At 35.5% G+C, this 26,895-nt stretch carries 30 protein-coding genes and 1 other annotated feature; of the genes, 25 read left to right on the forward strand and 5 right to left on the reverse strand.

What is annotated here, in order from left to right; all coding sequences use genetic code 11:
* Positions 1 to 332 precede the first annotated feature (332 nt).
* The 4 genes from BLR36_RS05465 to BLR36_RS05480 all read left to right on the forward strand — a co-directional run bounded on the left by BLR36_RS05465 (position 333) and on the right by BLR36_RS05480 (position 4,459).
* Positions 333 to 1,343, forward strand: coding sequence for a thiamine pyrophosphate-dependent dehydrogenase E1 component subunit alpha (locus BLR36_RS05465; protein WP_093060706.1), 1,011 nt, complete (start codon positions 333 to 335; stop codon positions 1,341 to 1,343).
* Positions 1,343 to 2,326 carry an alpha-ketoacid dehydrogenase subunit beta gene (locus BLR36_RS05470; protein WP_093060707.1) on the forward strand — a complete coding sequence of 328 codons (984 nt, stop codon included), beginning with the start codon at positions 1,343 to 1,345 and terminating at the stop codon, positions 2,324 to 2,326. The genes BLR36_RS05465 and BLR36_RS05470 overlap by 1 nt, the downstream gene beginning before the upstream one ends.
* A 144-nt stretch (positions 2,327 to 2,470) precedes the next feature.
* Positions 2,471 to 3,781, forward strand: a complete 1,311-nt coding sequence (locus BLR36_RS05475) for a dihydrolipoamide acetyltransferase family protein (RefSeq protein WP_093060708.1) — start codon at positions 2,471 to 2,473, stop codon at positions 3,779 to 3,781.
* Between the two features lie 303 nt (positions 3,782 to 4,084).
* The gene (locus BLR36_RS05480; RefSeq protein WP_093060709.1) at positions 4,085 to 4,459 is read left to right on the forward strand and encodes a YciI family protein; all 375 of its coding nucleotides are present in this window, start codon (positions 4,085 to 4,087) and stop codon (positions 4,457 to 4,459) included.
* A gap of 237 nt (positions 4,460 to 4,696) precedes the next feature.
* Here BLR36_RS05480 and BLR36_RS05485 read toward each other — a convergent pair whose 3' ends face one another.
* Positions 4,697 to 5,116: a GNAT family N-acetyltransferase gene (locus BLR36_RS05485; RefSeq protein ID WP_093060710.1), complete on the reverse strand. Its 420-nt coding sequence runs from the start codon at positions 5,114 to 5,116 to the stop codon at positions 4,697 to 4,699.
* Positions 5,117 to 5,155: 39 nt separating this feature from the next.
* A complete protein-coding gene (locus tag BLR36_RS05490) occupies positions 5,156 to 6,082 on the reverse strand; it encodes an alpha/beta hydrolase family protein (protein WP_093060711.1) in 927 nt (308 codons plus the stop codon).
* Positions 6,083 to 6,495: 413 nt separating this feature from the next.
* Here BLR36_RS05490 and BLR36_RS05495 point away from each other — a divergent pair, with 413 nt between their 5' ends.
* From BLR36_RS05495 to BLR36_RS05560, 13 genes are all read left to right on the forward strand, one after another.
* On the forward strand, positions 6,496 to 7,488 hold the full coding sequence (locus tag BLR36_RS05495; RefSeq protein WP_093060712.1) for an LLM class flavin-dependent oxidoreductase: 993 nt from the start codon (positions 6,496 to 6,498) through the stop codon (positions 7,486 to 7,488).
* A 265-nt stretch (positions 7,489 to 7,753) separates the two neighbouring features.
* Positions 7,754 to 8,125: a YolD-like family protein gene (locus BLR36_RS05500; RefSeq protein ID WP_093060713.1), complete on the forward strand. Its 372-nt coding sequence runs from the start codon at positions 7,754 to 7,756 to the stop codon at positions 8,123 to 8,125.
* Positions 8,126 to 8,275: 150 nt separating this feature from the next.
* A complete protein-coding gene (locus tag BLR36_RS05505) occupies positions 8,276 to 8,935 on the forward strand; it encodes an HAD family hydrolase (protein WP_093060714.1) in 660 nt (219 codons plus the stop codon).
* A gap of 229 nt (positions 8,936 to 9,164) precedes the next feature.
* Positions 9,165 to 9,554, forward strand: coding sequence for a hypothetical protein (locus tag BLR36_RS05510; protein ID WP_093060715.1), 390 nt, complete (start codon positions 9,165 to 9,167; stop codon positions 9,552 to 9,554).
* A gap of 97 nt (positions 9,555 to 9,651) precedes the next feature.
* Positions 9,652 to 10,293, forward strand: coding sequence for an HAD family hydrolase (locus tag BLR36_RS05515; RefSeq protein WP_093060716.1), 642 nt, complete (start codon positions 9,652 to 9,654; stop codon positions 10,291 to 10,293).
* 461 nt (positions 10,294 to 10,754) lie between these two features.
* Positions 10,755 to 11,207, forward strand: coding sequence for a GNAT family N-acetyltransferase (locus BLR36_RS05525; protein WP_093060800.1), 453 nt, complete (start codon positions 10,755 to 10,757; stop codon positions 11,205 to 11,207).
* Between the two features lie 185 nt (positions 11,208 to 11,392).
* Positions 11,393 to 11,953: a histidine phosphatase family protein gene (locus BLR36_RS05530; protein WP_093060718.1), complete on the forward strand. Its 561-nt coding sequence runs from the start codon at positions 11,393 to 11,395 to the stop codon at positions 11,951 to 11,953.
* 144 nt (positions 11,954 to 12,097) lie between these two features.
* Positions 12,098 to 12,898, forward strand: a complete 801-nt coding sequence (locus BLR36_RS05535; protein WP_093060719.1) for a nucleotidyltransferase — start codon at positions 12,098 to 12,100, stop codon at positions 12,896 to 12,898.
* Positions 12,899 to 13,024: 126 nt separating this feature from the next.
* Positions 13,025 to 13,351, forward strand: coding sequence for a YnfA family protein (locus tag BLR36_RS05540; protein ID WP_093060720.1), 327 nt, complete (start codon positions 13,025 to 13,027; stop codon positions 13,349 to 13,351).
* A gap of 33 nt (positions 13,352 to 13,384) precedes the next feature.
* Positions 13,385 to 13,792 (forward strand): HIT family protein, encoded by a 408-nt coding sequence (locus tag BLR36_RS05545; protein ID WP_093060721.1) that lies wholly within the window; start codon positions 13,385 to 13,387, stop codon positions 13,790 to 13,792.
* 47 nt (positions 13,793 to 13,839) lie between these two features.
* Entirely contained in the window at positions 13,840 to 14,394 is a 555-nt protein-coding gene (locus tag BLR36_RS05550) for an AAA family ATPase (RefSeq protein ID WP_093060722.1), read from the forward strand.
* Positions 14,391 to 15,467: a hypothetical protein gene (locus BLR36_RS05555; protein WP_093060723.1), complete on the forward strand. Its 1,077-nt coding sequence runs from the start codon at positions 14,391 to 14,393 to the stop codon at positions 15,465 to 15,467. Before BLR36_RS05550 ends, BLR36_RS05555 begins: the two co-directional genes overlap by 4 nt.
* A gap of 28 nt (positions 15,468 to 15,495) precedes the next feature.
* Complete coding sequence (locus tag BLR36_RS05560; protein ID WP_093060724.1) at positions 15,496 to 16,056, forward strand: GNAT family N-acetyltransferase; 561 nt, start codon at positions 15,496 to 15,498, stop codon at positions 16,054 to 16,056.
* A 63-nt stretch (positions 16,057 to 16,119) separates the two neighbouring features.
* On the opposite strand, the gene BLR36_RS05565 is transcribed toward BLR36_RS05560, so the two are convergent.
* Positions 16,120 to 17,001, reverse strand: a complete 882-nt coding sequence (locus BLR36_RS05565; RefSeq protein ID WP_093060725.1) for a LysR family transcriptional regulator — start codon at positions 16,999 to 17,001, stop codon at positions 16,120 to 16,122.
* Between the two features lie 103 nt (positions 17,002 to 17,104).
* Here BLR36_RS05565 and BLR36_RS05570 point away from each other — a divergent pair, with 103 nt between their 5' ends.
* The 4 genes from BLR36_RS05570 (at position 17,105) to BLR36_RS05585 (ending at position 21,572) form a co-directional block, all read left to right on the forward strand.
* Positions 17,105 to 18,172: a citrate/2-methylcitrate synthase gene (locus tag BLR36_RS05570; RefSeq protein ID WP_093060726.1), complete on the forward strand. Its 1,068-nt coding sequence runs from the start codon at positions 17,105 to 17,107 to the stop codon at positions 18,170 to 18,172.
* Positions 18,173 to 18,591: 419 nt separating this feature from the next.
* Positions 18,592 to 19,938, forward strand: a complete 1,347-nt coding sequence (locus tag BLR36_RS05575; protein WP_093060727.1) for an amidohydrolase family protein — start codon at positions 18,592 to 18,594, stop codon at positions 19,936 to 19,938.
* Positions 19,939 to 19,957: 19 nt separating this feature from the next.
* Positions 19,958 to 20,818, forward strand: coding sequence for a hypothetical protein (locus BLR36_RS05580; RefSeq protein ID WP_093060728.1), 861 nt, complete (start codon positions 19,958 to 19,960; stop codon positions 20,816 to 20,818).
* A complete protein-coding gene (locus tag BLR36_RS05585) occupies positions 20,811 to 21,572 on the forward strand; it encodes a class I SAM-dependent methyltransferase (protein WP_254771331.1) in 762 nt (253 codons plus the stop codon). The genes BLR36_RS05580 and BLR36_RS05585 overlap by 8 nt, the downstream gene beginning before the upstream one ends.
* Positions 21,573 to 21,578: 6 nt before the next feature.
* Here the strand turns inward: BLR36_RS05585 and BLR36_RS18740 are convergent, their stop codons facing one another.
* Complete coding sequence (locus BLR36_RS18740; RefSeq protein ID WP_175453974.1) at positions 21,579 to 21,722, reverse strand: hypothetical protein; 144 nt, start codon at positions 21,720 to 21,722, stop codon at positions 21,579 to 21,581.
* Between the two features lie 99 nt (positions 21,723 to 21,821).
* Positions 21,822 to 22,082: a binding site (T-box leader), on the forward strand.
* Positions 22,083 to 22,135: 53 nt separating this feature from the next.
* Between BLR36_RS18740 and metG the strand changes: the two genes are divergently transcribed.
* From metG to BLR36_RS05610, 4 genes are all read left to right on the forward strand, one after another.
* A complete protein-coding gene (gene metG, locus BLR36_RS05590; RefSeq protein WP_093060729.1) occupies positions 22,136 to 23,773 on the forward strand; it encodes a methionine--tRNA ligase in 1,638 nt (545 codons plus the stop codon).
* Positions 23,774 to 23,925: 152 nt separating this feature from the next.
* Positions 23,926 to 24,402, forward strand: coding sequence for a DUF4830 domain-containing protein (locus tag BLR36_RS05595; RefSeq protein WP_093060730.1), 477 nt, complete (start codon positions 23,926 to 23,928; stop codon positions 24,400 to 24,402).
* A gap of 110 nt (positions 24,403 to 24,512) precedes the next feature.
* Entirely contained in the window at positions 24,513 to 24,740 is a 228-nt protein-coding gene (locus tag BLR36_RS05600) for a YczI family protein (RefSeq protein ID WP_175453975.1), read from the forward strand.
* A gap of 646 nt (positions 24,741 to 25,386) precedes the next feature.
* The gene (locus BLR36_RS05610; RefSeq protein ID WP_093060733.1) at positions 25,387 to 25,779 is read left to right on the forward strand and encodes a DUF3139 domain-containing protein; all 393 of its coding nucleotides are present in this window, start codon (positions 25,387 to 25,389) and stop codon (positions 25,777 to 25,779) included.
* A gap of 153 nt (positions 25,780 to 25,932) precedes the next feature.
* On the opposite strand, the gene BLR36_RS05615 is transcribed toward BLR36_RS05610, so the two are convergent.
* Positions 25,933 to 26,877, reverse strand: a complete 945-nt coding sequence (locus BLR36_RS05615) for a bile acid:sodium symporter family protein (RefSeq protein WP_093060734.1) — start codon at positions 26,875 to 26,877, stop codon at positions 25,933 to 25,935.
* Between the last annotated feature and the right edge of the window lie 18 nt (positions 26,878 to 26,895).

The raw sequence follows: 26,895 nt of genomic DNA on the forward strand, positions 1-26,895 counted from the left end.
ACTCGAAGGGCTGGGCGTCGGAGCTAGACAATAAGAAATGCGCAGACGCCAACTCAAGCCCTGAAAAGCGCTGGAAGAATTGTAATAAAGGCGGTCTTTGCCTTTATTCAAAATTTTGAAGCGACTCGAAGGGCGGGGCGTGAGCTAGACAATTAGAAATGCGCAACAAGTGCCCGCTCAAACCTCGACGAGCGTTGGAAGAATGAATGTCGGTAAAGGCGTACTTTTCCTTTATCTGGTATTCTGAAACGACTCGTGAGGCTTGGTCCTGGAGCTAGACAAATGCTGTGTAAGAAGCAATTTGATTGTTTATTAACAGAGGGGGAGTACTAATGACAACAAATCGTCATGCTGAATTAGGTTTAACAAATGAAGATGTGCTAACAATGTTTGAAACAATGCTAATGGCACGCCGTATTGATGAGCGTATGTGGTTATTAAACCGTGCTGGAAAGATTCCTTTTGTAATTTCTTGTCAAGGTCAAGAGGCAGCGCAAGTAGGAGCTGCTTTTGCGCTAGATAACACAAAGGATTATATTGCACCTTACTACCGTGATATGGGAGTTGTTTTACACTTTGGAATGACTGCCCAAGATCTAATGCTTTCCGCTTTTGCAAAAGCGGAAGATCCAAATTCGGGTGGTCGTCAAATGCCAGGACATTTTGGTCAAAAGAAAAATAGAATTCTAACTGGTTCTTCACCTGTTACGACTCAATTGCCACATGCTGTGGGAGTCGCATTAGCTGCGAAAATTGAGAAAAAAGACTTCATTACATTTGTAACACTAGGAGAAGGTTCCTCTAACCAAGGGGATTTCCATGAAGGACTAAATTTTGCAGGAGTTCATCAATTACCATGTATTACAATGGTTGAAAACAATAACTATGCTATTTCTGTACCATTTGAGCGTCAAGTTGCGAGTAAAACGGTTGCAGAGCGAGCATCTAGTTATGGAATGCCAGGTGTGACGGTCGACGGCAAAGATCCAATCGAAGTTTACCGAGTGGTGAAGGAAGCTGCAGATCGTGCGCGTAATGGCGGTGGCCCGAGCTTAATCGAAGCAGTAACATATCGCTTAACGGCCCACTCTTCAGATGACGATGACAGACAATATCGTACTGCAGAAGATATTGCAGAAGGTAAAGCGTTGGATCCACTTATTACATTCGCAAAATATTTGCGTGATTTAGAAATACTACCTACAGAATTAGAAAAAGAGATTAATGATCGCATTATGAAAGAAGTAAATGAAGCAACGGATTACGCAGAAAATGCTCCATATGCTTCGCCAGAAAGTGCGCTATTACATGTGTACGCTGAAAAAGACGGGGGGAACGCATAATGGCAATCATGTCTTATATTGATGCAATAACACTTGCAATGAAAGAAGAGATGACTCGTGATGAACGCGTTTTCGTTCTAGGGGAAGACGTTGGCCGTAAAGGCGGAGTATTCAAAGCGACAAACGGTCTCTATGATGAGTTTGGAGAATACCGTGTATTAGACACCCCTCTTGCAGAATCCGCGATAGCTGGAGTTGGTATAGGAGCTGCTATGTACGGATTACGTCCAATTGCAGAAATGCAGTTTGCTGACTTTATCATGCCTGCAGTTAACCAAATTATTTCCGAAGCGTCACGTATTCGTTACCGTTCTAACAATGACTGGACTTGTCCAATCGTTTTCCGTGCACCATTTGGTGGGGGAATTCACGGAGCACTTTATCATTCTCAATCGGTAGAAGCAATTTTCGCTAACCAACCAGGCTTGAAAATTGTCATTCCATCTACTCCATACGATGCTAAAGGTTTGTTAAAAGCTGCTATTCGCGATGAAGATCCAGTAATGTTCTTTGAGCATAAACGTGCGTATCGTCTTATCAAAGGGGAAGTACCTGAAGAAGATTACACCATTGAAATTGGCAAAGCAGATGTGAAGCGTGAAGGGGAAGATATTACGGTTATAACATACGGTCTTGCTGTTCATTTTGCGCTACAAGCTGCCGAACGTTTAGAAAAAGACGGTATTTCTGCACATGTTTTAGATTTACGTACTATTTATCCTTTAGACAAAGAAGGAATTATAGAAGCTGCTTCTAAAACAGGGAAAGTTCTGCTAGTAACAGAAGATAACAAAGAAGGTAGTATTATCGGGGAAGTTGCGGCTATAATTGCAGAAAACTGCTTATTCGACTTAGATGCACCGATTATGCGTCTTGCTGGTCCTGATATTCCAGCTATGCCTTATGCACCAACAATGGAAAAATTCTTCATGATCAATCCAGATAAAGTCGAAAAAGCGATGCGTGAGCTAGCGGAATACTAACTTCATTAAGCAAAAAAAGACTTTGCCGAATGAAGTTACTGCCTCCGGCGGATGTCACAGATTTTTTTAAGGAATCTATCGAGTAAGCTCGATAAAAATCTGTACACAAATACGCCAAGGCGAATTTGATAAGGAGGAACTCGAATGGCAATCGAACAAATCAAAATGCCCCAACTAGGCGAAAGTGTAACAGAAGGAACAATCGAGAAATGGTTAGTTAAACCAGGCGATCACGTAAATAAATACGATGCACTAGCTGAGGTAAATACAGATAAAGTAACAGCTGAAGTACCATCCTCTTTTACAGGAATTATTAAAGAGTTGATCGCAAACGAAGGAGACACATTAGCTGTCGGAGAAATCGTTTGTACGATAGAAACAGAAGGTGGAGCTTCTGAAGAAACGGTAGAGGTAAAAGAGGCTGCACCTGAAGAGCCAACTGCTGAAACTGTTAAACCTGCAGAAGTACTAAAGCATACTGCGCCTGTAGAACGTGAAAAAGGTGCCAAAGCACGCTATTCACCTGCAGTTTTGAAAATTTCACAAGAACATGGAATCGATCTTTCTTTAGTTACTGGTACAGGTAACGAAGGGCGAATCACTCGTAAGGATCTACTGAAAATTGTAGAAAGTGGAGAAATTCCAGTTGCAAAAGTAGAGGAAGAAGCAGTTTCCACGCCATCACCAGCAGCTGCACCTACTTCAGCTCCATCACCGAAAACAGCAGCAGCTCCTAATGTTCCAGTGGCAGTTGGAGATATTGAAATTCCTGTAACTGGTGTTCGTAAAGCAATCGCGGCAAATATGCTACGTAGCAAACACGAAGCACCTCATGCATGGACAATGATTGAAGTAGACGTTACGAACATGGTTCAATACCGAGACTCCATCAAGCATGAATTTAAACAAAAAGAAGGATTTAATGTTACATACTTTGCTTTCTTCGTGAAAGCTGTATCGCAAGCATTAAAAGAATTCCCAATGATGAATTCTATGTGGGCTGGAGACAAAATCGTTCAGAAAAAAGACATCAATATTTCTATCGCAGTAGCGACAGAAGATGCACTTTACGTTCCAGTTATTAAAAATGCGGACGAAAAGACGATTAAAGGTATCGGTCGTGAAGTAAACGAGCTTGCTGCAAAAGTTCGTTCTGGTAAATTAAAGTCAGACGAAATGCAAGGTGGTACATTCACTGTAAACAATACAGGATCCTTTGGTTCTGTTCAATCTATGGGAATTATCAATTATCCACAAGCAGCTATTTTACAAGTAGAATCCATCGTAAAACGTCCAGTTATCATGGATGGTGGAATGATCGCTGCACGTGATATGGTAAATCTATGTCTATCATTAGACCACCGTGTACTAGATGGCTTAGTTGCCGGTCGTTTCTTGGCACGTGTGAAAGAAATACTGGAGAATATTACAAAAGAAAATACATCTGTTTATTAATAACACATGAAAAAGGTAGAGCATTCTGCTCTACCTTTTTTTATTTCTTACTGATACTTAAATGATTATTGGATGTATGTTTACTTGATAGATGCTAATTATGATATAATTATATTATCAGAATTTTTGAATTAATTTAGGTTGAAGTGCTACATTGGTTTCTTTTTGCTTCTAAAAGCAAAAACAATCTTAATAATTTTAAAGAAAATCTATAGGAAAAATTCAAAAAGGGTAGTCGTTATCAAGTTTGCTGATCGTTGTATTATTAGATACAAAAATTTGAATGATTTAGGAGAGATGATAATGATATTTTTATGTATGGGTTACTTCAACTCTGAAAAAATGCATGCACTCCCAAGGGCAGAGTTTGAGGCTGTGATGGATGAATGTCAGCCGCACACTGATAAATTTTATGAAAGCGGTAAGGTGCTGGTTGATGCAGGTCTGGAGTCTGAGATAAAAAACTTGCGCCGTGTCGACGGTAAGGTAATCGTGACAGATGGTCCATATACAGAAACGAAAGAATTGATTGGCAGCATCTTCATTTTTGAAGCAGAAAACATGGAGGAGGCGATCCAGCTAGCTTCTGTTCATCCGACAACACAAGTAAACAAAGGAGAAGAGTTTGGGTGGCGCATCGAAATTCGTCCTGTTCATTACTTTAAGAATGATAAATAAGTTCCCATAAAAGGTGCCCCTAGTAATCAAAGATGGAGTACCTCTTGAGGTGCTCCATAGTGTACTAGCTATTAAAAATAGAGAAACAACTTAAATATATGTTCAATTTAGTAGAAAACAAAAGCGCTACTAATAGGTATACTCTTTATCTAGGATCTGGTTTTATGTCGAATGGAATGAAGAACAATTGTTATAATATTGATTAATTTTTTTCTCGAAATTTTAAATCTATTATTTCTATTTTTTTGAAATTACAGTAAACATACCTGTCATGTTGGGGGAGAAGTCTTTAAAATTATATTTTTCATAGAACTGTTCTTTTCCTTGTGAGGCAAACAAACCAACAAACGCTTTGTCTGGCGCATTTGTATGTAAGTATTTAACCAATAAATTCATTATTTCATTTCCAATACCATGTTTCTGATAATCCGGATGAACCACTATATCTTGGATATAGAAATAAATAGCCCCATCGCCTACAATTCTCCCCATTCCAACAATTTGTTCATTATCCTTGACTGTAATACAGTGAAGAGAATTCCTAAGTGAAGTTTCTGCCACTTCAAAATTCATATAATTATTCCATCCCACAGACGCGCACAAATATGTAAATTCTTCCAATGTGGGAATATTAGTTTCAATCTTATAGCTTTTCAAAAGATTACCTCCAATGCTTCAATCATCACTTGATATTTTCTAATTAGAAAGAATCCATTCAGAAATATCTTTAATAACTTGTTTATCTATTTGTTGTGCAACTTTATACTCTTTTCTCGCTTTTAGTATCTTGCCATAAATGGAAGGCATAAACAAATGGTTTAAGTTCGGATAAAGTTTAAAAGCTGCATTTGAATTGTCCTCCAGTAACTTTTTATAGCCATTAAAATCTTTTTCTATGGATACTTGGAAATCCTGCTCGCCTTGCAAAATTAAAACTGGTTTATCCAAAACTTCGAGATAATTAGTGGATGGAAGTTCACCCATTTCTTTGAAGTAGTAAGCCCTTACATATTTCCCTAAAACTTTGGTTGATTTTGCTTCGTCGTCACTTAGATTATAGATGTTGTTAAATTTAGTTGTTAATGATGCTATTTGTTTTCGAGCAATCACTTTCAAAACCTTATTCAATGAATTTAAAACATCATTATTTTGGTCTATCATAATTTCTTCTAATTTGCGTGGTGAACCAGCCATAATGATGATGCCATTGAAGTTTCCACCTTCTGCATCGATTCTTGGAGCCAACATACCTCCCATGCTATGTCCTATAATAAATATTTTGTTTACATCCACACGCGAATCCGTTCGTAAAAAGCGAGCTGCTAGTATAGCATCTTCAATTGTTTCTTCTTTAACCGATAACCCAGTATCTTTTTTTAGTTCTTTACCGTATACGAATGTTCTCTTGTCATAACGAATCACTGCAATTCCTTTTTTCGCCAAACCTTCAGCCAGGTCTTTAAAGAAATGATTATTTCCGATTTTTGCATCCATGTTACTTGGACCAGAACCGTGAACTAAAACAACCGCAGGAAGTAAGCCGTTAACTTTATCAGGAATGGTCAACATTCCGTTAAGTGGGTACTTTGTTCCAGCACCTATTACAATTTTTTCATCTGTCATGAGGTTACCTCCACTGAATAATAATTATTTCTGTTACACATATTACTTTTTTAAAATAGGATACTATAATTTTGTTTATCCTATTAAGTAATTAAAATGACCTATTCACTATTGCGAATAGGTTTGTGATTTTATATATTATTTTACTGTTTTTTCCTCCGAAAGAGAACACATTAAATCCCTTGTATTTTATTTTTATATTTTACCTCAAACAGAAGAAGCCCTTATCTGGTGCTCCTATTAACACAGACAAATTTTATAACACTTCGGTAACGATAGAATTTATTTTTGTAGTAAAAGTGACTAGGATTATTTCTATTATCAAGTCCCTTTCGTTTACTTTTTCTTTTTATTTCGATAGCATTTGTAAAGAGAAGTATTTAAGGTGGATTTGCAGAAGGGAAGATAAATAGATGAAACTAAGTGTACTCGACCAAGCGCCAATCACAACCGGCAATACAGCTGCAGGAGCATTAAAAAAAGCTGAAGAGCTGGCTATTTTAACAGATGAACTAGGCTATCACCGCATGTGGATGGCTGAGCATCATGGAACCGATGCGTTCGCAAGCTCGGCACCCGAAGTAATTGCGGCTCACTTAGCTGCTAAAACAAAAAATTTACGTATCGGCACAGGTGGTGTAATGATGATGCACTACTCTCCACTAAAGCTTGCCGAAGTATTTAAAACGTTAAGTGCGCTTTCTCCAGGCCGTATCGATTTTGGTGTAGGACGCGCTCCAGGTGGCGATAATCACGCAATGTATGCTCTTTCGGAAGGTCGTCCTCCACTGGTTAATAATATGTATGAAAAATTAGCCATTGCCCTGCAACTAATCAATGATGAAGTTCCAGAAGATAGTCTATATAACAGAACGATTGCCACACCTTCTAAAATTGTTTTGCCAGAAGCTTGGTTACTTGGTTCTACTGGTAACAGTGCTGTACAAGCTGGAAGAATGGGGCTTGGATATTCCTTCGCTCAATTTTTCCAAGGTGGTATGACTCCTGCAATTTTAGAGACGTATCGCAAAAATTTCACGCCTTCCCCTTTAATGGAGAAGCCGGAGATTAATGTTACGTACCTAGTAACAGTGGCTGAAACAAAAGAAGAAGCTGAGTTTGAAGCATTACCTCAGGACATCGCACGTTTGTCCCTAATGAAAGGGCAAATTCGTCCATTGATGACACCAGAGCAGGCACAGGAATATCCACTGACGGAAATGGACCGCATGATGATTCAAGAAAATCGTAAAATTCATCTAGTCGGTTCCGCTAAAGAAGTGGCAGAAACACTGCAGGAAGAACAAGAGATTTATGGTTTCGATGAAGTAATGATCTGTAGCATCACACATTCTCAAGAAAAGCGGTTAAACGTCTATCGTTTACTTGCAAAAGAATTGATGTAAATAGAAGTTGGATTGGACACGCACATTATGGCGTGTCTTTTATTTTGGAGACTATATGAGAATCGATCGATGGCATCTAATAATCGCTCGATGATGTCTATCCATCGATCAATAAAGTCAAATAATCGCTTAATAGCTCTTCACAATCATCAATAACACCAAAAACTGTGGTTTTTGAAGGTCATTTTTTTATTAGCCATTTATTTCTACTTGAAAAAAGAACAAATGTTCGATATGATAATTGAAAAAGAAAGAATGTGATCGCATGGCTAAATTTGAAGAGGATTGGAATCAATTAGATTTGTCTCATATACGTGATCGTGGGTCGAAAAAGTGGGTAGCGATGATGTTACCAGAACATGTGAAAATGCTGCGAGAGTATGGCGAAGAAATTAGAAAAGAACCTCGCCCAGACTTAAATGAGTTTGACTATGAAGTGATTCAGGATGAAATCGCACTCGCAATGAAACGAAATGTCGAGATTAAAATAAAACGGTGGAAAGAGGGAGAGTTTATCTATAACCGCGGCACAATACAATGGATTGATTTGAGAAAGCGAACAATCGAACTGGAGGATCCCTTCCGCTCATTTGAAGTAGCGATTGATGAAATCGTAGACGTCACACTATTAGAATAACAACTTCCAACGGCATTATCCCTTCGACATGGATGATGCCGTTGTTGTATGGATGAAGAAAAGAAGGATTTTAATAGGAAGATGTGGAAGAATATACTAGAAGAAATTAAAACATGGAAGTACATGGATAAAAAATAAAGGGAGAATAAAATGATTAAAGCGATTTTGTTTGATCTTGATGGAACACTGCTCAACAGAGACGAGTCGTTAAAGATATTTGTAGATAAGCAATACGATAGATTGAGTCACCTTATCGGTCATATTACAAAAGATGCGTATATAACAAGGTTTATACAATTGGATAGCCGAGGATACGTTTGGAAGGATAAAGTTTATCGCCAACTCGTGGAGGAGTTTGCAGTTACCAAAATTACTTGGGAAGAACTGCTCCAAGACTATTTAGAGGAATTTAAGTATAGTTGTGTCGCCTTCGACCATCTATTGCTCATGCTAGAGGAATTAAAGAAAAGAGAAGTATTAATCGGTATGATTACAAATGGATATGGTCAATTTCAAATGGATAATATAAAAGCTTTAGGAATTGAAAGCTTTTTTCAGGTCATTTTAATTTCTGAATGGGAAGGTATGAAAAAGCCTGATTCCCAAATATTTTTACGAGCTGCAGACAAACTTGGTGTGCTACCAAGCGAATGCGTTTTTATAGGCGATCATCCAGAAAATGACGTGCAAGGTGCCATGAAAACAGGAATGATGGGTATTTGGAAGAAAGATATAGAATGGACGGATGTTCAGGCCGAGTATGTAATAGATGATTTAATGGAAATACCAGCTTTGATGGATGAGTGGTAGGATGAGAAAAATGAAACGCCAGTATATTGTAAATCTTGTGGGATGGATTTTGGTTATTTTATCTAACGATAAGCAAATTTTACTTTTCGGAACAATTAGCTATCATTACTACTGGTTTCGGTGGTTTAATCTGTATAATAATTGGCGCTTCTTTAGTCTTTTATAAGCCAAAAGTAAAAGAAGATCAAGAAAATAGTTAAATCTATTGAGCCCTAAGAGGTGTAAAGTATTGGAAAAAATTGGATATACTCTCGCAATTTCAATAATCTCTATTCTATTATTCCAAACTTATTTTTATTTTGTAAATGTAGATAGTGAAATGCTCTACACTATTGGCACATTTAGTATTATAATTTTATATTTTTTGATAGGGTATCCTACATTACTAATCGTATCTACCAAATCTACGATTAAATCAAGGTGTATTCGATATTTAATTGCCACATTAATAGGAGTAATTTTCTTTATATTATTTTATATAAAAATCGGTGAGTTAGAAAATACAGATATTTTCTACCACCTTGTACCTTATAGCTTCTTGTTTGGAATCATTGGGGCATTACTGTTTTTCTCACCAATTGAAATTACACGTAGATTAAATAAAATGGATACTATTTGAATGGTCTTGCTAATAGGGGATTATTAATATCTAATAATTCTTTTGCTTGTGTGAACCGACAGAAGTAAGAAAATACAAGAATGTTAAGGGGTGTGAAATGATGAAAGCGGTTATTTTTGATTTCGATGGAACCATTGCTGATACTTTGCCAGTTTGCTTTTATGCCTTTCAAGCAGTATTTAAGGAATTTGACAACAAGGAAGTAAATTCTGATGAAATTAAGGCTATGTTCGGTCCATCAGAGACTGGAATTATCAGAGAAAATCTTGTGGATTCAAATCACGATAAAGCAATCGAGCTATATTATGAAAAATATTTAGAAAAGCACCATGATCTTGTTATAGATAATGAAGAAATTAATAATTTACTTCAGCACTTAAAAAGAGAAGGCTACAAGTTAGGGATTGTAACAGGAAAAGCAGAAAGAAGTCTGCTTATTTCATTAGAATGTCTTAATATGAAAGACTTATTTGATGTAATCATTACTGGTGATGACGTTGATATACCAAAACCTCACCCAGAGGGAGTAAATAAGGCATTGGAACTGCTTAATGTAAAAAACACGGAGGCTGTTTTTCTAGGAGACAGTGATGCAGACATTCTTGCTGGTAAACAAGCGAACGTACATACAATCGGAGTACATTGGTTGCCAAATTATCAGACTCTGGAATTTAGTGTACAACCGGATCAAATGTTTGTTAGTGTAAATGAATTCATAGAATCACTTACAAACTTATAAATTTACAAGGTTACGTACCCTGTACTAAGGGATAAGAGGGCGAAGTGACAATTGCAATCTTCGACTTAAACTTAGGAATGGATGTGAGTTATGCTCGTAAAAGGTAATATGATTGGTAGTATGCCTAAGTTTGATTGGGTATTATTAATTCCTGTTTTTTTAGGTGTAAGTTACTATAATATTTTCTTGGGTTGGCAGCTTCAATTATATAGTGTGACGGAAGCCGAGGATTTTGGGCGATATGTATTTGTCTTATGTCTAAGTTTTTGCCAGTCCTTTGCTTATGTTTTATTCATTCGTTTAGCAGTATCTTTATTAAAATATATATATCAAAATAAGCGACAGAATACTTCATCTTAATTGGAGATGGAGTATTTGAGCGTACCAGAAGGAATTGCTGGATATATAGTCATGACAGGTATAAAAGAAGAAGTAGTTATAAATAGGAGATTATGATGAACATAAACATTAGGAAACTTGCAAAAGATGAAAAATCCCCAATAGAGTTGCTGTTAACAGCTGACCCTTCAAAATCAATTGTAGAGGAATACGTTAATCGGGGTGACTGTTTTATAGCTGAAAAGGAGCAGCAAATTATTGGGGTTTATGTATTGCTTCCAACAAGACCGGAAACGGTGGAATTGGTTAATGTGGCAGTAGTGGCTAATCAACAGAGTCAAGGGATTGGAAAGCAGTTAGTGGAAGATGCTATACAAAAAGCAAGGTTAAAAGGCTTCAAAACAATTGAAATTGGAACTGGAAACTCAAGTATAGGACAGCTTGCACTCTATCAAAAGTGTGGTTTTAGAATTATAGGGGTGGATCTGGACTTTTTTACAAGGCATTATTTAGAAAAAATTTTTGAAAACGGAATACATTGTAGGGATATGATTCGACTATCTAGAGATGTATAAGGTTGGCCGGTGTATGAGGAGTTTTGTTAAATGTTACAATTATGGTTTCAAAGCAACAGTTAAAAATACCTGAAGAAGGAGATGTCGTCAGAATAAAAAAGCATTGGTAGGGGAGTATTTGGAAAACGATAAGCAGATAAGTCTAAAATATATAAGACAATCAAAAAAATTGGGAGTAAACAAATATGCAAACAAATTTATACTTCGTGAGACATGCACATTCTACATATACACCAGATGAATTAGGAAGAGCTTTATCAGAGCGGGGCGTTTTCGACGCAGAAAGAATTACTCAAATGCTTGAACAAGAAAATATAGATATAGTAATCTCGAGTTCATATAAAAGAGCTATTCAGACAGTCGAAGGAATAGCAAAGTTTATAGGAAGAGAAATTATTATAGAAGATGATTTCAAGGAACGTAAATTGTCGGAGGAACCTGTAAAAGATTTTAATTTGGCTATCACCAAAGTATGGGAAGAGCCATCCTTTTCATGGGAGGGGGGGGAATCTAATATTATTGCCCAAAAACGTGGAGTTGAAGCAACTTTGAATATATTGGAACAGTATATAGGCAAAAATATTGCAGTAGGAACACATGGTAACTTAATGGTTTTAATTATGAATTACTTTGATCATGGGTATGATTTTACTTTCTGGAAAGAGCTTGATATGCCAGATATTTATAAATTGACATTTGAAAATAAAAAGCTGATAGAAGTTAATAGAATATGGGAAAGGTTTTAAGTGTTGATTGGACATTTTAGAAAAATCTTAGCTCCCTAAATGTGCCCTGAAGATTTCACCCCAGATGAAAGAAACTATTAGAGTTGGACGGTCGTAGAAAATAGGTATAATTTTCTTTTAAAAAGGAATCGGGGTGATGAAATCATGAGAACATTGTCTTCATATATTATGTTTGTTGGAATTTTGTGGGTTGCAGTAATCGGCAATTGGATTATTCAAAATTACGATCATGTGTCCGTTTATCCTAAAGCTGCGCATATTGCATTTGGGAGTGGATTAGGTGGAGTGTTTTTAGCCTACCTCATGAAAAAATTCTCAACCTATAAAGAGAATCATAATGTAGAAAAAAAGGATAACAGAGATGTAATAAATAAATGGGATGATAAAGGTTCACCCTATAGTAAATGGTTGTTTGGAATTGTTGTTGTTTCACTGGTTATCGCTGCATTCTACAGTTGGTCTCTTTCTATTAAGATGTTAAATTTGTATCTATTTGTGGGATTCGTGTTAATAGGTTTTCATTTTGTGATGAAAGGTGAAAGAGTGGAAGAGCCAGATGACCTGAATTTTAAAGGGAAAACGAAAAATTTTCTTGATTTAATTGATTATCGTTGGCAACCGTTCAATATTTCATTGATTGTATTTAGTCTTGTAGTATGGAGTTTTTTATGGAGCAAGCATTTTGATATCCCGATGTATTTAGAAATAGGAGGCAACCCTCGATACGTTACTTCCCTTCCAGCCAGTGCTTTTGTCATGTCAGGTTTAATGATTGTCAGTACTTTTATTTTTATTATTAACAATGGCGATATATTTGGAATACGTAAAGCCAGACAAAATGGACTAAAAGTGCTGCAAATCCATTTCGTTGAGATTATTAGTTGTGGAGTTACATTTTTCATTTTGGTTGTGACCTTAATTGAAGCATTTGTTCTACGATTCTAGATAAGTGAGCTATCATGGTACGCAGCTAAAGAAAATCGTGAGATATGTAATTTTTATACAGTTATTCGCATCTGCCAATGGTACTTATTATAAGAAAGAATATTTAGTTTAAGGAAGTGTTTTTAATTGCTTTACACAATAGCATTATTTTTATTTGCAGGACTAGCTGAAATTGGTGGGGGTTATCTAATTTGGCTATGGCTAAGAGAAGGTAAACCGTATTATTGGGGAATATTTGGTGGGGTGGCTTTAGCTTTATATGGTGTAATTGCTACTTTTCAATCCTTTCCGTCATTTGGAAGAGTTTATGCTGCTTATGGTGGGGTGTTTATCGTTCTATCTGTACTATGGGGTTGGGGAATAGATAAAAAAACACCCGATTTATATGATTGGATTGGAGCAGCAATTTGTATAGTTGGGGTGTCCGTAATATTATTTGCTCCGCGTTCATAAAATAATTCTTCTTGTAAGGGAAGTGTTAATAATATGGAAAATTGTCCGTTTTGTCATCCTCATAGGGATGTAAAACAGAATATTGTATACGAAAATGATACATGTTATTTTTTACAACATGACAACGAGCAGGAAATAATAGAGGGAAGTGGTGTGATCGTTCCAAAAACACACCGTAGGAATGTATTTGATTTGACAAAAGAACAATGGAACGATACATATGAGCTGCTACAAAAAGTAAAAAGGTACCTAGATGATATACATAAGCCTGATGGATACACAATTGGTTGGAATGTAGGAGAAGCATCTAATCAAACAGTGTCTCATTGTCACCTACATATAATTCCAAGATATAATGATGAACCATTGGCAGGTAAAGGGCTCCGTCATTGGTTGAAACAGCCTGAAAATAAGAGGAAGAGAATATACTCCTCTCATTAAGAAGCAAGTAGAACATCGATTTTCTATCTGGAAAGGCGGTAAAATAAATGAAAGTTCAAATCATTGGAGGATCTGGAACGGGAAAGAGTACCTTAGCGAAATTTATAAGTGAAAAAGAAAATATTAAGTGGATCGATACAGATAGATATCTATGGAAAGATGAATCATTTACTGAAAACCATCCGATTGAAAAGCGAAAGGAAATGTATGAAATAGATATGGAATTCGATCGCGATTATGTAGTATCAGGTTCTATCTTTTCATGGTATCCAAATGGATTCACTAATCGTGATTTGTTTGTTTTCCTCTTTCTCGATGAAGAGATTAGAATGGAACGTTTAAGAAAGAGAGAGATTAAGCGAAATAATCCGAAAGAAGCATGGCTTGATGAAGATGGCAACATTACGAATGAATTCTTAGAATGGTGTAAAACGTATTTGAAGGAAAAAGATAAAACGATGATAGGAACCTATGCAGCACAGTCCTATGAAATGGAATTATCTAAAAGTCCTATATTAAAACTTGATAGTTCTCAATCGTTGGAAGAACTTTACTTAGCAATAAAAGAAGCATTTCAAGGGGAAAGAGAGGGGGGAGCATGAGAAAGCTTGTAATATTTCTACTCATAGTAGCTAGTATTTATCTCAATCCCACCTCCACTTTTGCAAATGGTACGAGTTACTTTGAAGAACCAGTTAGCCCAATAGGACATGTCCTACCGATGGAAGAAAGCGTTATCAGCATCGAGAGTGAGAAACTATATATTGATATCGAACAGCAAAGGGATATATCGTTTCCAATAATGCTTGCGAATGTTCGAGTTATATATGAGATGGAAAACAAAACAGCAGAGGATCTTCTAGTACCTATAGCTTTTCCTCAGCCAGGGGAGTCAAGTGAATGGATGGTGGATTTAGATGGAACGGAAATACCCATAATTGGTAATATTCCATTTGCCCCAGAAGAATTAATAGGCGACGACCCTCACATTGAATGGATTAATCCAAGAACAGGGAAAACATATTCTTTTGGAGGATACGATGTAATAGGTGACTCGAATAAATTAGGAGCAAAAACTTTTGAAGTCACCTTAAATGCAAAGAGTACCCAAACGCTGACCATTGAATACAAGGCAACTTTAGGAATAGATGAGAGAGCCAGTCTCCATCCTATTTATCGCTTAGACTACTTATTGCATCCAGCATCCTACTGGAGCAATTTTAAAGATTTAGAGATAGAAGTTAAGGTCCCAAAAAGAGCAAGTGTGTATGTGAATTTACCACTCCAAAAGGATGGTAATACGTATATCGGAACATTTGATACTCTTCCTGAGGAAAATCTTGTAGTATTCATTTCGCCAAGTTCTGGTATACTGATTGACCTATTTAATTCGCGAGGCATAGCCCTACTTGCGCTTGTTATCATGCTACCAATTTATTATATATTTATAAGATTATTGAAGCGAACTTCGATAAAACATAAAAAGAGTATATCACTAATTATTTTAGGTCTATTCGCTTTGGCAGGTCTCGATATCGTCAGCCATAAGATATTGGGATATCCGGTAACGATGGTTCAGTATGTCCTCTATGTACTGTGCTTGTTAATATTAGGCTGGATGTGGAGTAGAGCATTTAGTAAAAGTGCAGAGCAGGAGAAGAATAGTGATGATTGATGATGTATGTATCGAGAGTAGGTGAACTATGGAATTTTCAAAGTTAACAATAGAAACTGAAAGATTCATCATACGTCCCTTTAAAAAGACGGATTATAATAACTGGTACGATCAGTTTGATCATAGAATGCCCTCACAATATAAATATGATGACGGTCGACCTAGAGATATGTCTACTTCTACAGAAGAATGGTTTGTTGATTGGATTGAGGGTTTTAATGAATTAGCTAAAAACGATGAAATGTACATCCTTGGAATATTTCGAAAAGAAGACGGTGTAAATGTTGGGAAAGTAGAACTAATAACAATCTTGCGGATGGATTATCAGTGGGCGATGATGGGCTACTCCATTCACAATCAATATTGGAAACAGGGTTATGGTTTAGAAAGTGTATTAGCAGCTACTGAAGCTTTCTTTTCCTATTTAAATTTCCATCGTATTGAATTACATATTAATACGGATAATTATCCCTCGATACGACTCGCTAAAAAAGCTGGTTTTATTTTTGAATGTAAAAGAAAAGAGTTTTCCCTTGAAAATGATACTTGGACGGATTATCTGATCTACTATAGAAATCATCATAAATAATAGTAATGATAAATCTATGAAAAACACGAGCGATTATTTCGCTCGTGTTTTTCAAATTGAAACTCAACCAAAATAATACTTTGATATTTGGTCAATGAATAACTTTTCTAAATCTCCTTTCTTTTTTACGAGAATGAAAGTAAAAACAGTAGGTAACTCAAATAAATCAAAATGAGGCTGCATCACTTTGCCTTCTAATAGTTCACGCCGAACTATTGAGTGAGGTAAAAAGGATACGCCTAAATCATCCTGTACAAAGCGTTTGGCAATATGTGCCTGTGTCACTTTCATCGTTCTTACTCCGTTTACATGCTTATGCAATTTTACAAGAAGATCATCCCAGAAAATGGGGTGATGATGTGTAAATAAATAGTTTTTCTGTAAAACATCCTTAACATCAATCGGAGGCCCACTTTCCTCATCAAATGTATCTACCGGCATGACGAACAAAATAGGATCCTCATAAAAGGAAATGGATTCTACTCCTTTTCTTTGTGCATCTAGTGCAGAAATGCCAATGTGTACTTCTCCTGAATCTACAAGATCTTCTATAAGGTAGGATTCCTCCACACGAATTTGTATTTCCAAGTCGGGTTGTAGTTTCATAAATGAACGTAAAAAATAGGGAAGAATAGTTTCGGCCATGAGAGGTGAAATCGCAATCGTCCAAGTTCGGCGATACCCTTGTTTAAAAGCATGCATTTTGTGAATCGTGCTTTCAGTATTGTTCACTAGCTTTTGTGCTTCAGGTAGAAAATATTTTCCTGCTTCCGAGAGGGTTACTCGATTATTTTGTCTATCAAAAAGAGGCGATCCCAAATGTTCTTCCAATAATCTGATATGAACGGTCACACTTGGCTGGGACATCAATAATTTTTCAGATGCTTTTCGAAAGTTAAGTGTTTCCGCAGCAGTACAGAATGTTTTTAGCCATTGATATTCCATATAAACACCTTCTTTGATTAATAATAGTAATTAATATGATTATATATATTTAATTTTTATTATCAAGTTTTCCTCATATACTAAAGAAAAGGAGGAGTTATATATGTTTCAAAAAGGGTTAAAAGATGTTGTAGCGGTGCATACAAAAATTGCATCAGTTGAGGGTGACATTGGGGAACTAAGATACAGAGGGGTACTAGTGGATGAACTAGTTGCTACAAATACATTTGAACAATTGGCGGCCTTTATATGGTCTGGACAAAGAGGCTCAAATGACTTGGGGTTGAATTATCGAAGAGAATTACCTGCACACGTAATATCTATTATTGATGCGCTTCCTACAGAAATCTCCTTAATGGATGCTATGAGGACGGCTATTTCTGCATTTGCTCATACGTCATTTAAAGCAAAGTCTATAAAGGAGCAAGCAGTTCTATTAACAGCTGCACTTCCAATAATAGTTGCTAGACATTATCGAAACCAATCAGGACTTCCTATTATAGAAGCGAATAAGAATCTTTCACACACAGCAAATTATTTATGGATGTTAACTGGAGAATTGCCAAGTGATGTCCAGGTGGAAGCATTAGAAACATACCTGAAACTTACGATGGAGCATGGGTTAAATGCATCGACCTTTGCGGCACGAGTAACGATCTCAACAGAGTCAGATCTGACAGCAGCCATTACTTCAGCTCTTGGGACAATGAAAGGACCGCTACATGGAGGAGCTCCATCAGGAGTCATTTCTATGTTGAATGAATTCGAAGATCCTACTCTGATTCGGACCATTGTAAAAAATAAAATAGAAAAAGGCGAAAAGATCATGGGCTTCGGACATCGAATTTATAAAACGGAAGATCCCCGATCGATTATATTGCGGGAGAAGTGTCTGGAACTTCAAGGTAAAGATGCTTGGCTAGATATTGCAACAATCGCAGAAAAAGAAATTACCCAGTTATTGGAGGAGTATAAACCGGGTAGGAAGTTATACACGAATGTAGAATATTATGCTGCAGCTATAATGCGCTCTATTAATATGCCTCCTGAATTATTCACACCGACATTCAGTATTGCAAGAATGGTTGGTTGGACAGCTCATGCGATTGAACAGCTTGAAGACAATACAATTTTCCGACCGCAATCTATATACGTAGGGGAAATAAAATAATTTTTAAAAGATGCCGTTTTACTAACAGAAAAGTGGCATCTTTTTTGTGGAGAAGGAAATCTCTTCATCAAGACGAATATACATATAGGTATAAATACTAAAATATATATTAATCAGAGCAAACCTAACACTTTCAGGAAATATGTTATTTGGGATGACCTGGATTGCAGCAGCTATATATACAACTAGAGAAGGGGGATATGGGAGATTTGCAGATGCTTCATTTGCGATAGGATATTTCCCTATATTTATAAGTATTTTATTAGTAACAGCTTTAATAAACATTAACTAGACGAGTAAGTTGTGGTGAAATTATTAAACATCGGTCAAACGCATCAATTAAATTATCTGAATAGTGAAACCTTTTTCTTGTTTTACAAGTATAATAATAAAGGCGGAAAAAGGGGAGAAATTAAAGAGTGAGAAACAATATTTTATTATTAACCAATGCGAATGTGATTGATGTTGAAAGTGGTCATATAACGATGAAAAATATTACGATAGACAATGGAAATATAACAAGGGTAGAAAATATACGAGAAAATGAAAATCAGTTAAGCTCCAATGTAACGGTATTGGACCTTCAAGGGAAATGGATAATTCCAGGACTTATTGACATGCATGTACATATAAAAGAAGGCTTTGCTCCATTGTTCACTGCTTCTGGTGTGACGACTGTTCGAAATACCGGAGGAAATGTCCATGAATTAAAGGATTTAATCCACGCCTTAATAGAAGCACCTACGCCACGAGTTATATCAGCTGATCGAATCATTGATGGACCTCCTGGTTTATGGGGAGAGACAAGCCCTTGGAGTATGAATGCGGATAGCCCGGAAGCTGCAAAAAAGGAAGTCATAAGACAAGTAGAAGCAGGTGCAGATTTAATAAAAGTGTATGGTTGGTTGTCGAAAGAAACTATGAAGGCAGTTGTTGAGGAAGCCAATTTACACAATAAAGAAGTGAGCTGTGACTTAGTATATTCAAAGGATGTTACAGCAATAGATGCTGCACAAATGGGTATTAAGTGGAATGAACATGCTTCAGGAATTGTACAGGATATGTATCCTGAGTGGACGATGCAAGCTGAGGAAACGGTGTGGGATTCTATCAATTGGGAACAACCTGATCAAAAGAAAATAGAAGCAGTTTGTAAAGTGCTTATTGAAAACAAGGTGATTGTTTGTCCAACAATGGTTTTATTGGATCAAGCAAATCTACTAAATAACTATTGGTATACAGTAAATGATGTAACAAAAAAACTTGAAGAAAACGAAGGATTAGTTAACCAATGGAAATACTTTTTAAGTCAACCAGCTTCTTTAGAAAAGCTTGGCAAACAAGCTACGATGAATAAGGCAATAGCAAAAGCCTACTTCGACTTAGGTGGACAGGTTGTTGCAGGAACCGATACACCAGCGGGGATATTCACCATACCTGGAATGGCACTACATCGTGAAATAGAATTGTTTGTACAAGCTGGTATTACTGAAATAGATGCCATCCGTGCTGCAACAATAAATGCAGCTAAAGCTTTAAAACGTCCAGATTTAGGAGTTATTAAAGAGGGTGCAATTGCGGATATCGTCATATTAGATGAAAACCCATTAGAAAATATACAACATACGAAAGAGATTAGTTTAGTAATCAAAGGAGGAACTGTTTATTCACAAAAGGACATTTTGGATAAAGTTCCAGATACAGAAACAGTTATGAAAAACATTAAAGCTTTTATGGATGAATACGAGCTAGCTATGAGCAAATAAAAACAGAGGAGAAACTAGGGTGCAAATAATAGATACTGTTCCATATTTCTTTACTAACTTTGAGTCAACAACACAATCTTTGCGTAAATATTATGCGGAATTTCCTGAGATTTTCAAGGAGTATTTTAATCGACATTGTAAGGACACTGAGGAAAGACATTTGAAATCCATTGAAAAATATCCTCAGTATTTTAATACAATTAAAGAAGTACACGAAAATATTCATTTAATTATTCATGAAATAGCAGAAGCATATAAAAACAAATATAATATATCATTTCCAGTCGATATTAATTTAATTGTCGGTGGGTTTGGATCTAATGCATATACTTATCGACAAATCATTCCAAATATTACTTTTGCGTTAGAAAAGCTATCACCTCTTTCTGATCATTTACATGTAATCGTTGCTCATGAATTTGGACACCTAGCACAAAATATCCTATCTGATAATGCAGGAATGAATTGGTCAAAGACTCAATGGACGCATCCTCTTATATGGCTATACAGAGAAGGGATTGCAACGGACTTATCTCGACAAATAACTGCAAATATTAATCCCTCCGTCTATTTTTCATATAATGATGAAGGTGATGATTGGCTTGATTTTGCTCAAGCAAATACTTCAAAGATTAGGCAGGCATTTAAAGAGGATTATGAAACTTTAACTTCCGATGAATTATTTTATGAATGGTTTTCTATTAATGGTGGAAGAAAATTTGGATACAGTAGATTAGCCTATTTTTTAGGTGATCTTTTCGTTCAGGAATATAAGGAAGGCCATGGAGAGTTAGCCACTATTATTGCGTGGAAGGACCATAATTTCGAAGCGAAAATAGCTAATTGGTTAGCTCATGAAGGAGCAGAAATTAATGATTAATAATCAAGAAGAATATAGTGATCCAGTTTCCTATGATATAGAAAATGATGCTTATACTGGAGAACTCGATTTACTTACAGAATGGGCTATCAAACAAGGAGGACCCATTATAGACTTGGCATGCGGAACTGGAAGAATGACAATTCCTTTAGCGCAAAAGGGATTCAACTTGATTGGTGTAGACATTCATGCTGGAATGCTTGAACTTGCGAAGAAAAAAGCAGATGAAGCAAATATTCAAATTGTATGGTTGGAGCAAGATTGCACGGAACTTCAAATAGAACTTAAGAGTCCATTTATTTATATGGTTGGGAACTCATTTCAACATTTCCATTCAAATGAACAACAGAATCTTGTTTTAAGGTCAATACACAATCATTTAGAGAAAGATGGAATTTTTATATTTGGGACGAGATTTCCGAATGCTGATGAATTACTGCAACCAAGTACAGAAGAATATTGGAAAACATACACAGATACGGTGGAAAATAAAAAAGTGGATGTGTATACAATTAGTAACTATAATCCTATAGAACAAATCCAGCATTATACAACGATCAGAAAATACTTGGATGAAGGTAATGTAGTGGATCAAAGAAAAACGAACATTAGCTTAAGGTATACATATCCTAAGGAAATGGAAAGATTACTGTCCGAAAACGGACTAGATATTTTGCATGTCTATGAAGACTGGAAAAAAACACCACTTAGTAAGAATAGTTATGAAATGATCTATGTATGTAGAAAAGAATAAAAAGAACTAAATCTTTTGAGAAATCCAACCAAATAAAATCGCTATCAAATAGAGTGGTACACCCACAATAATTAGCCCGGCAATAAAATAAGAGACGTAATATAAAATATCATGTATAGCACCAGCAAAATCATCTATGAAGTTTTTCAAAAAAATCACCACCTTCACTTATTACCATTTTATCATGGAATTAACAAAAATTCTTGCATAGTTCAGAATTTTATGTATAATCATATAAAAAACAATAAATTAATAGCGATGAAGAGGAAAAGTAAAATGGTGATGTTATAAAGAGAGCTTCTGCTGGTGGAAATGAGGCAAACTAGTCATTTGAACATGATCTCTGAGCTTCGTACTGAACGTTATGTAACTAGTAGGATACGACAAGGTTTGGCACTTGTTATCCATGTCAAAGTATAAAGGCTTTTTGCCATGTACTTTTAGAGTCAGGCGATGTGAGTCGTTTGAAAATTAAGGTGGTACCACGAGTCTATAAACCTCGTCCTTATCGGGATATTCCGATAAGGACGAGGTTTTTTTATTTATAAAAAGGAGGAAAGCAGATGAGTATTTTTATTGGAGGAGCATGGCCATACGCAAACGGCTCGTTGCACTTAGGTCATATAGCCGCATTATTACCAGGGGATATACTTGCAAGGTATTTTAGATTAAAGGGGGAGGATGTACTATATGTTTCGGGAAGTGATTGTAACGGCACTCCTATTTCTATACGGGCGAATAAGGAAGGAATTGCGGTAAAAGAGGTAGCCGATAGATACCATGCTGAATTTGAAAGTTCTTTCCAGCGGTTGGGGTTTTCGTATGACCTCTATACGCGAACAGACAGTGGGAATCATCACCAAGTAGTAAAGGAACTATTTTTAAAACTTTTTGATAATGGATTTATTTATAAGAAAGAAATAGAACAGACCTATTGTGAGGTAGACAAACAATTTTTACCAGATAGATATGTAGAAGGGAAATGCCCAAATTGTGGAAGTAAGGCTCGTGGTGATCAATGTGATAATTGTTCGAAAATATTAGATCCATTAGATTTAATCGACCGAACGTGTAAGCTTTGTGGTAGTGAACCGACAATCCGTAAAACGGAGCACTTTTATTTTGCTTTGAGTGCTTTTCAAGAGCAGCTAGAAAATTATGTCCATGAGGCGAAAGTTAATGGATTATGGCGAGAAAATGCAATTCAATTATCGGAGCGTTACTTAAAGGAAGGGCTGTTAGATCGAGCGGCTTCTAGAGATCTTCCGAATGGAGTAAGTATTCCAGTGAAGGGATATGAAGAAAAGAAAGTATATGTGTGGATAGAAGCAGTAGCCGGATATTATTCAGCAAGTAAAGAGTGGGAAAAGAAAAATAAGAAAGAAGATAAGTCATTTTGGACAGCAGAAACAATCTCTTATTATGTCCATGGAAAAGATAATATTCCATTCCATTCACTCATTTGGTCAGCAATATTATTAGGGATTAACAATCCTGCCTTACCAACACATATTATTTCCAATGAATACTTAACACTTGAAAAAAGAAAACTTTCTACTAGTCAGAACTGGGCAGTTTGGATTCCAGATATTTTAGATAAGTATCATCCAGATTCACTTCGCTACTTTTTAACGATAAATGCTCCAGAAAACCGTGATACTGACTTCTCTTGGCGAGAATTCATATTTAGTCACAACTCAGAGTTGCTTGGAGCTTATGGAAATCTTGTGAATCGAACATTTAAATTCATCGAGAAATTCTTTGAAGGAAATATACCAGCAAGTAATTTATCTAAAGAAATAATACAACAAACAGAAAAATTATATGAAGAGGTAGGAAAGCTATTAGAAGATGGCCAGGTTAAGCTAGCATTAGAAACAATATTTCTTTATATCCGAAAGGGAAATAAATATTTTGATGCTCAAAAGCCGTGGGTTCAAATAAAAGAACAGGAACTATATTGTAAAGACACTATTGCTACTTGTGTATACATTATTGGAAATGCAGCACAAATATTATCACCATTTCTGCCCTTTTCAAGCGAAGAAGTAAAAACCTATCTCCATATAGATGAATTTTCATGGCAGGCTATTCATCCTAAACCAATCCAGTTACAAATGATCAAGCCTTTGTTTGAAAGAATTGATACTAGTGTAATACAAGAGGAGCTAAATCTTCTTCGAGAAAATGCTGAAGCTTAAATGAGAAACCGTAAGTGTATTTGTCTACAAATGTCGTCTTTAAGGAAGAGCAAAGCGTATATTTCTATTTTAACTAAGTCGGTAGTATAGTTGAAGAAGAAATACGAAGCGGAAGAAGCGTTTTGAAAGTGTAAAGAGAAGGAGGTTTATACTTGCGAATTTTTTTAGTAACGGCTCTTTTGGTAATCACTTTGTCTATTATCTTTTTGGTTGCATTGAATACTGATGGTATGAACGAACAACAAACTTATAGAGAGTGCAATAAGAAAAATGAGACCATTTCTAAAAGTCATCAACATTATTTATTACAATTCGGTTGGCATATTAAATCAAAATGTAACACAAGCAAGGAGGTAGTAGATTATTACCCAGAGCTTATTTCGACTTTACAAAGTGGTGGATTAAATTTAGAACCGTATAATAAAAAAGGAAAAGAGGCTACAATAACTACTTATACACTTAAGGAAGAACAACAAAACGGAGATAAACTGTCCGCAACTATTTATGAAATAGATGGAAAATTAATAGGTGGTTATGGAACATTAGAAAACTGGGATCCAGGGATTTTTTCTTTAAGCGAAAAAGAGCGACTAATTGAACAAGGGAACATAATGGGTAAGAATCCATAATTTTTGAGTAACTGAATATTAAAGATTGATTAAATGTGAAGGAGTCAGCAGTTTACTTAAACAAGAAAATAATGAAATTGGTCGTAAGATAGTCAAATTGGAGATTAATGATGAAAACAATTAGATATATTTTAGGAATTATAGTGTTTTCTTTATCGGGTTATATGTTATTAACTAATGAATATGGAATATTGCCTTATACACTATTTCTCTTAGGGTTAATGGTTTTAATTCAAGGAATTAGTGAAATTCAAGAAAAACGAAAAGTAATTGGTATTATTTCTATGCTATCGGCTGGATTTGGTTTATTTATCGGTTTGTACATTTTATTAAGCTAATGGTTGATTTATTTTAAGAATTGTTAGATTCATTATTATAAAAGGAAGAGAGGGTAAAATGGAATTTACATACTTTTTAGCAGCGTTATTATTTTCGATACTATGGTTTCTTAATTTAGTCCAACTATTAGAAAAATTAAAGCAAGGAAAAGACATACATAATCAAAAATTACTAGGTTGTGTATGGAGCGTTGGATTAGCTTTTTCTTTTATTTGTTCTATAGCAATTTTTAACTAACAGGTTTAGACTATCTCGCCAGTGCTGTTTTGTATACTGAAATCAGAATCAAGCAGTGTTAATGAGTGTTTAATACCTGAAAAAGAAACCATGCGAAGTGAAAAAATCACTTCGTATGGTTTTTTTATTTATACTACGATTCTGAAGAAATAGTATTGAAGGTTATTATTATTTGGTGTAAAATTACACTAACAGGTATAATTTGTTACTTTTTAGAAAGATTAGAATAACAATAAAAAAGTTATTTATCTAATTATGTCTCCCAATCGGGCAGGTGTAATTAGGAGGATTACTAGTTGTTAAGTTATTTGTTTGTCACTGGCATTTAAAAGGTGAAAAACTCAATTAACGAAAGGTATGTTGCATAAGTATTAATGTGATAATTTGTAAAAAAGGAAGTGTTGGATCATGCGAAAGAAAAAGACAATAACCATATTGACCATACTTGTATTTATTTTAATTGGAAGTGTGTCAAATTGGTATGTGAATTTTCCAGCTTATGAAAAATTAGCGGAAGAACGGATCGATACGTACATGGCAGCTCAAGGTATCGATAAAAATAAAGTGTCGAAAAAGTATTCTCATAAAAATTATGAACAAGGTAGATGGTCAATTTATTATGAATTTGATGAAGAAGGTATTTCATATCATTATGAATATGACAAATCGAGTGATAGTATCCTCTTATTAATTCGTTATAGAGGTGTTCCAATTGAAATTATTAAAAAAGATGTGAAATATCCAGCATTTGACAAAGGTTGGACTGCATTTGATGAAAGCGGAAATATTGTTCTAAAATAACGATATTTCAAAAAGAGTTTTAAAAATTATCTACTATTATTGAACGAACGGGTGCTTTAGTAAAAAAATGTACATTAAAACATAATGAGCTTGGAGATACATTGAGGAAAAAACACCGCCTAAGCAGCGGTGTCCAATAATTTAAATTCTAAGCTATTTATTTTTGGGAATAGTACTTTTTGTAATGACCTTGCTAAATATGGAGGCCAAAACCTGTTGAAATAACATACCGAATACTACAGGCATTGCTACTTTACTTGGAAAATAGGTCGTGGCAATAATTACCCCTATTGCAATGTTTCGCATTCCTCCTGTAAATACAAAAGTAATCATTTGTGGATAGTCCTTTAAAATATAACGACCAATGAGTAAGGAGAAACCATAGCCTGAAACAGCAAATAAAAGCACTAAGAATAAGACAGAAATTAACTGTGTGTTGAAATCTTTTAAATATGGAGAGATCACACTACTATTTATCATAATAACTGCAAACAAACACAGCTTTGAAAAAGGAGCAAGTTTCTTTCCAAATTTCTTTGGTATTTCCCCTTTTGAAAGTTCATTCACCGTTATACCTAAAATAGTGGGCAACACAATCATTAAAAATAAATTAAGGATTAGTGATGCAACATCTAAATGAATTTTTTCTCCTGAAACTATATGGAGCATTAAAGGCATGACAAACGGAGAGAGTAGAGTGTCTATTAATATAATAGATAAGCCTAACGGCAAGTTTCCTTTGCAAATATTTATCCAAATAACACTTGTTACACCGGTGGGAACAGCAACCGATAATACAAAACCAACAGTCAATAAATGGTCATCGAATATGACAGTGGATAAGAAATAAACCCATAAAGGCATTAATAGGTGAAGAAAAACAATGGTGAATAAAATGAGTACTGGATGTTTAACGAAAATTTTAACGTCTTTAAATTTCATGCTTAAGCTTCCTGCAAATGTCATGAAAGCAAAAAGCCATGATACAAGAAATAATAAATTTTGCCCAATACTTTCTAATAATACCCCTAAAACCAAACTGAGAGGGGTCAAGATAGCAATGTATTTTTGGAGGAATACGTTTAGTTTATCTAACACAAAAAGACCTTCTTTTAA

The sequence above is a fragment of the Psychrobacillus sp. OK028 genome (assembly GCF_900103605.1).
GTDB lineage: Bacteria > Bacillota > Bacilli > Bacillales_A > Planococcaceae > Psychrobacillus.

Bases quoted from the DNA above. Each gene is read 5' to 3' on its own strand.
- BLR36_RS05535 (WP_093060719.1), top strand. From the start codon at position 12,098: ATGAGAACATTGTCTTCATATATTATGTTTGTTGGAATTTTGTGGGTT.
- BLR36_RS05600 (WP_175453975.1), top strand. From the start codon at position 24,513: ATGAAAACAATTAGATATATTTTAGGAATTATAGTGTTTTCTTTATCG.
- BLR36_RS05610 (WP_093060733.1), top strand. From the start codon at position 25,387: ATGCGAAAGAAAAAGACAATAACCATATTGACCATACTTGTATTTATT.
- BLR36_RS05500 (WP_093060713.1), top strand. From the start codon at position 7,754: ATGGCTAAATTTGAAGAGGATTGGAATCAATTAGATTTGTCTCATATA.
- BLR36_RS05470 (WP_093060707.1), top strand. From the start codon at position 1,343: ATGGCAATCATGTCTTATATTGATGCAATAACACTTGCAATGAAAGAA.
- BLR36_RS05475 (WP_093060708.1), top strand. From the start codon at position 2,471: ATGGCAATCGAACAAATCAAAATGCCCCAACTAGGCGAAAGTGTAACA.
- BLR36_RS05555 (WP_093060723.1), top strand. From the start codon at position 14,391: ATGAGAAAGCTTGTAATATTTCTACTCATAGTAGCTAGTATTTATCTC.
- BLR36_RS05490 (WP_093060711.1), bottom strand. From the start codon at position 6,082: ATGACAGATGAAAAAATTGTAATAGGTGCTGGAACAAAGTACCCACTT.
- BLR36_RS05480 (WP_093060709.1), top strand. From the start codon at position 4,085: ATGATATTTTTATGTATGGGTTACTTCAACTCTGAAAAAATGCATGCA.
- BLR36_RS05545 (WP_093060721.1), top strand. From the start codon at position 13,385: ATGGAAAATTGTCCGTTTTGTCATCCTCATAGGGATGTAAAACAGAAT.
- BLR36_RS05560 (WP_093060724.1), top strand. From the start codon at position 15,496: ATGGAATTTTCAAAGTTAACAATAGAAACTGAAAGATTCATCATACGT.
- BLR36_RS05495 (WP_093060712.1), top strand. From the start codon at position 6,496: ATGAAACTAAGTGTACTCGACCAAGCGCCAATCACAACCGGCAATACA.
- BLR36_RS05465 (WP_093060706.1), top strand. From the start codon at position 333: ATGACAACAAATCGTCATGCTGAATTAGGTTTAACAAATGAAGATGTG.
- BLR36_RS05585 (WP_254771331.1), top strand. From the start codon at position 20,811: ATGATTAATAATCAAGAAGAATATAGTGATCCAGTTTCCTATGATATA.
- BLR36_RS05570 (WP_093060726.1), top strand. From the start codon at position 17,105: ATGTTTCAAAAAGGGTTAAAAGATGTTGTAGCGGTGCATACAAAAATT.
- BLR36_RS05515 (WP_093060716.1), top strand. From the start codon at position 9,652: ATGATGAAAGCGGTTATTTTTGATTTCGATGGAACCATTGCTGATACT.
- BLR36_RS05505 (WP_093060714.1), top strand. From the start codon at position 8,276: ATGATTAAAGCGATTTTGTTTGATCTTGATGGAACACTGCTCAACAGA.
- BLR36_RS05550 (WP_093060722.1), top strand. From the start codon at position 13,840: ATGAAAGTTCAAATCATTGGAGGATCTGGAACGGGAAAGAGTACCTTA.
- BLR36_RS05565 (WP_093060725.1), bottom strand. From the start codon at position 17,001: ATGGAATATCAATGGCTAAAAACATTCTGTACTGCTGCGGAAACACTT.
- metG (WP_093060729.1), top strand. From the start codon at position 22,136: ATGAGTATTTTTATTGGAGGAGCATGGCCATACGCAAACGGCTCGTTG.
- BLR36_RS05530 (WP_093060718.1), top strand. From the start codon at position 11,393: ATGCAAACAAATTTATACTTCGTGAGACATGCACATTCTACATATACA.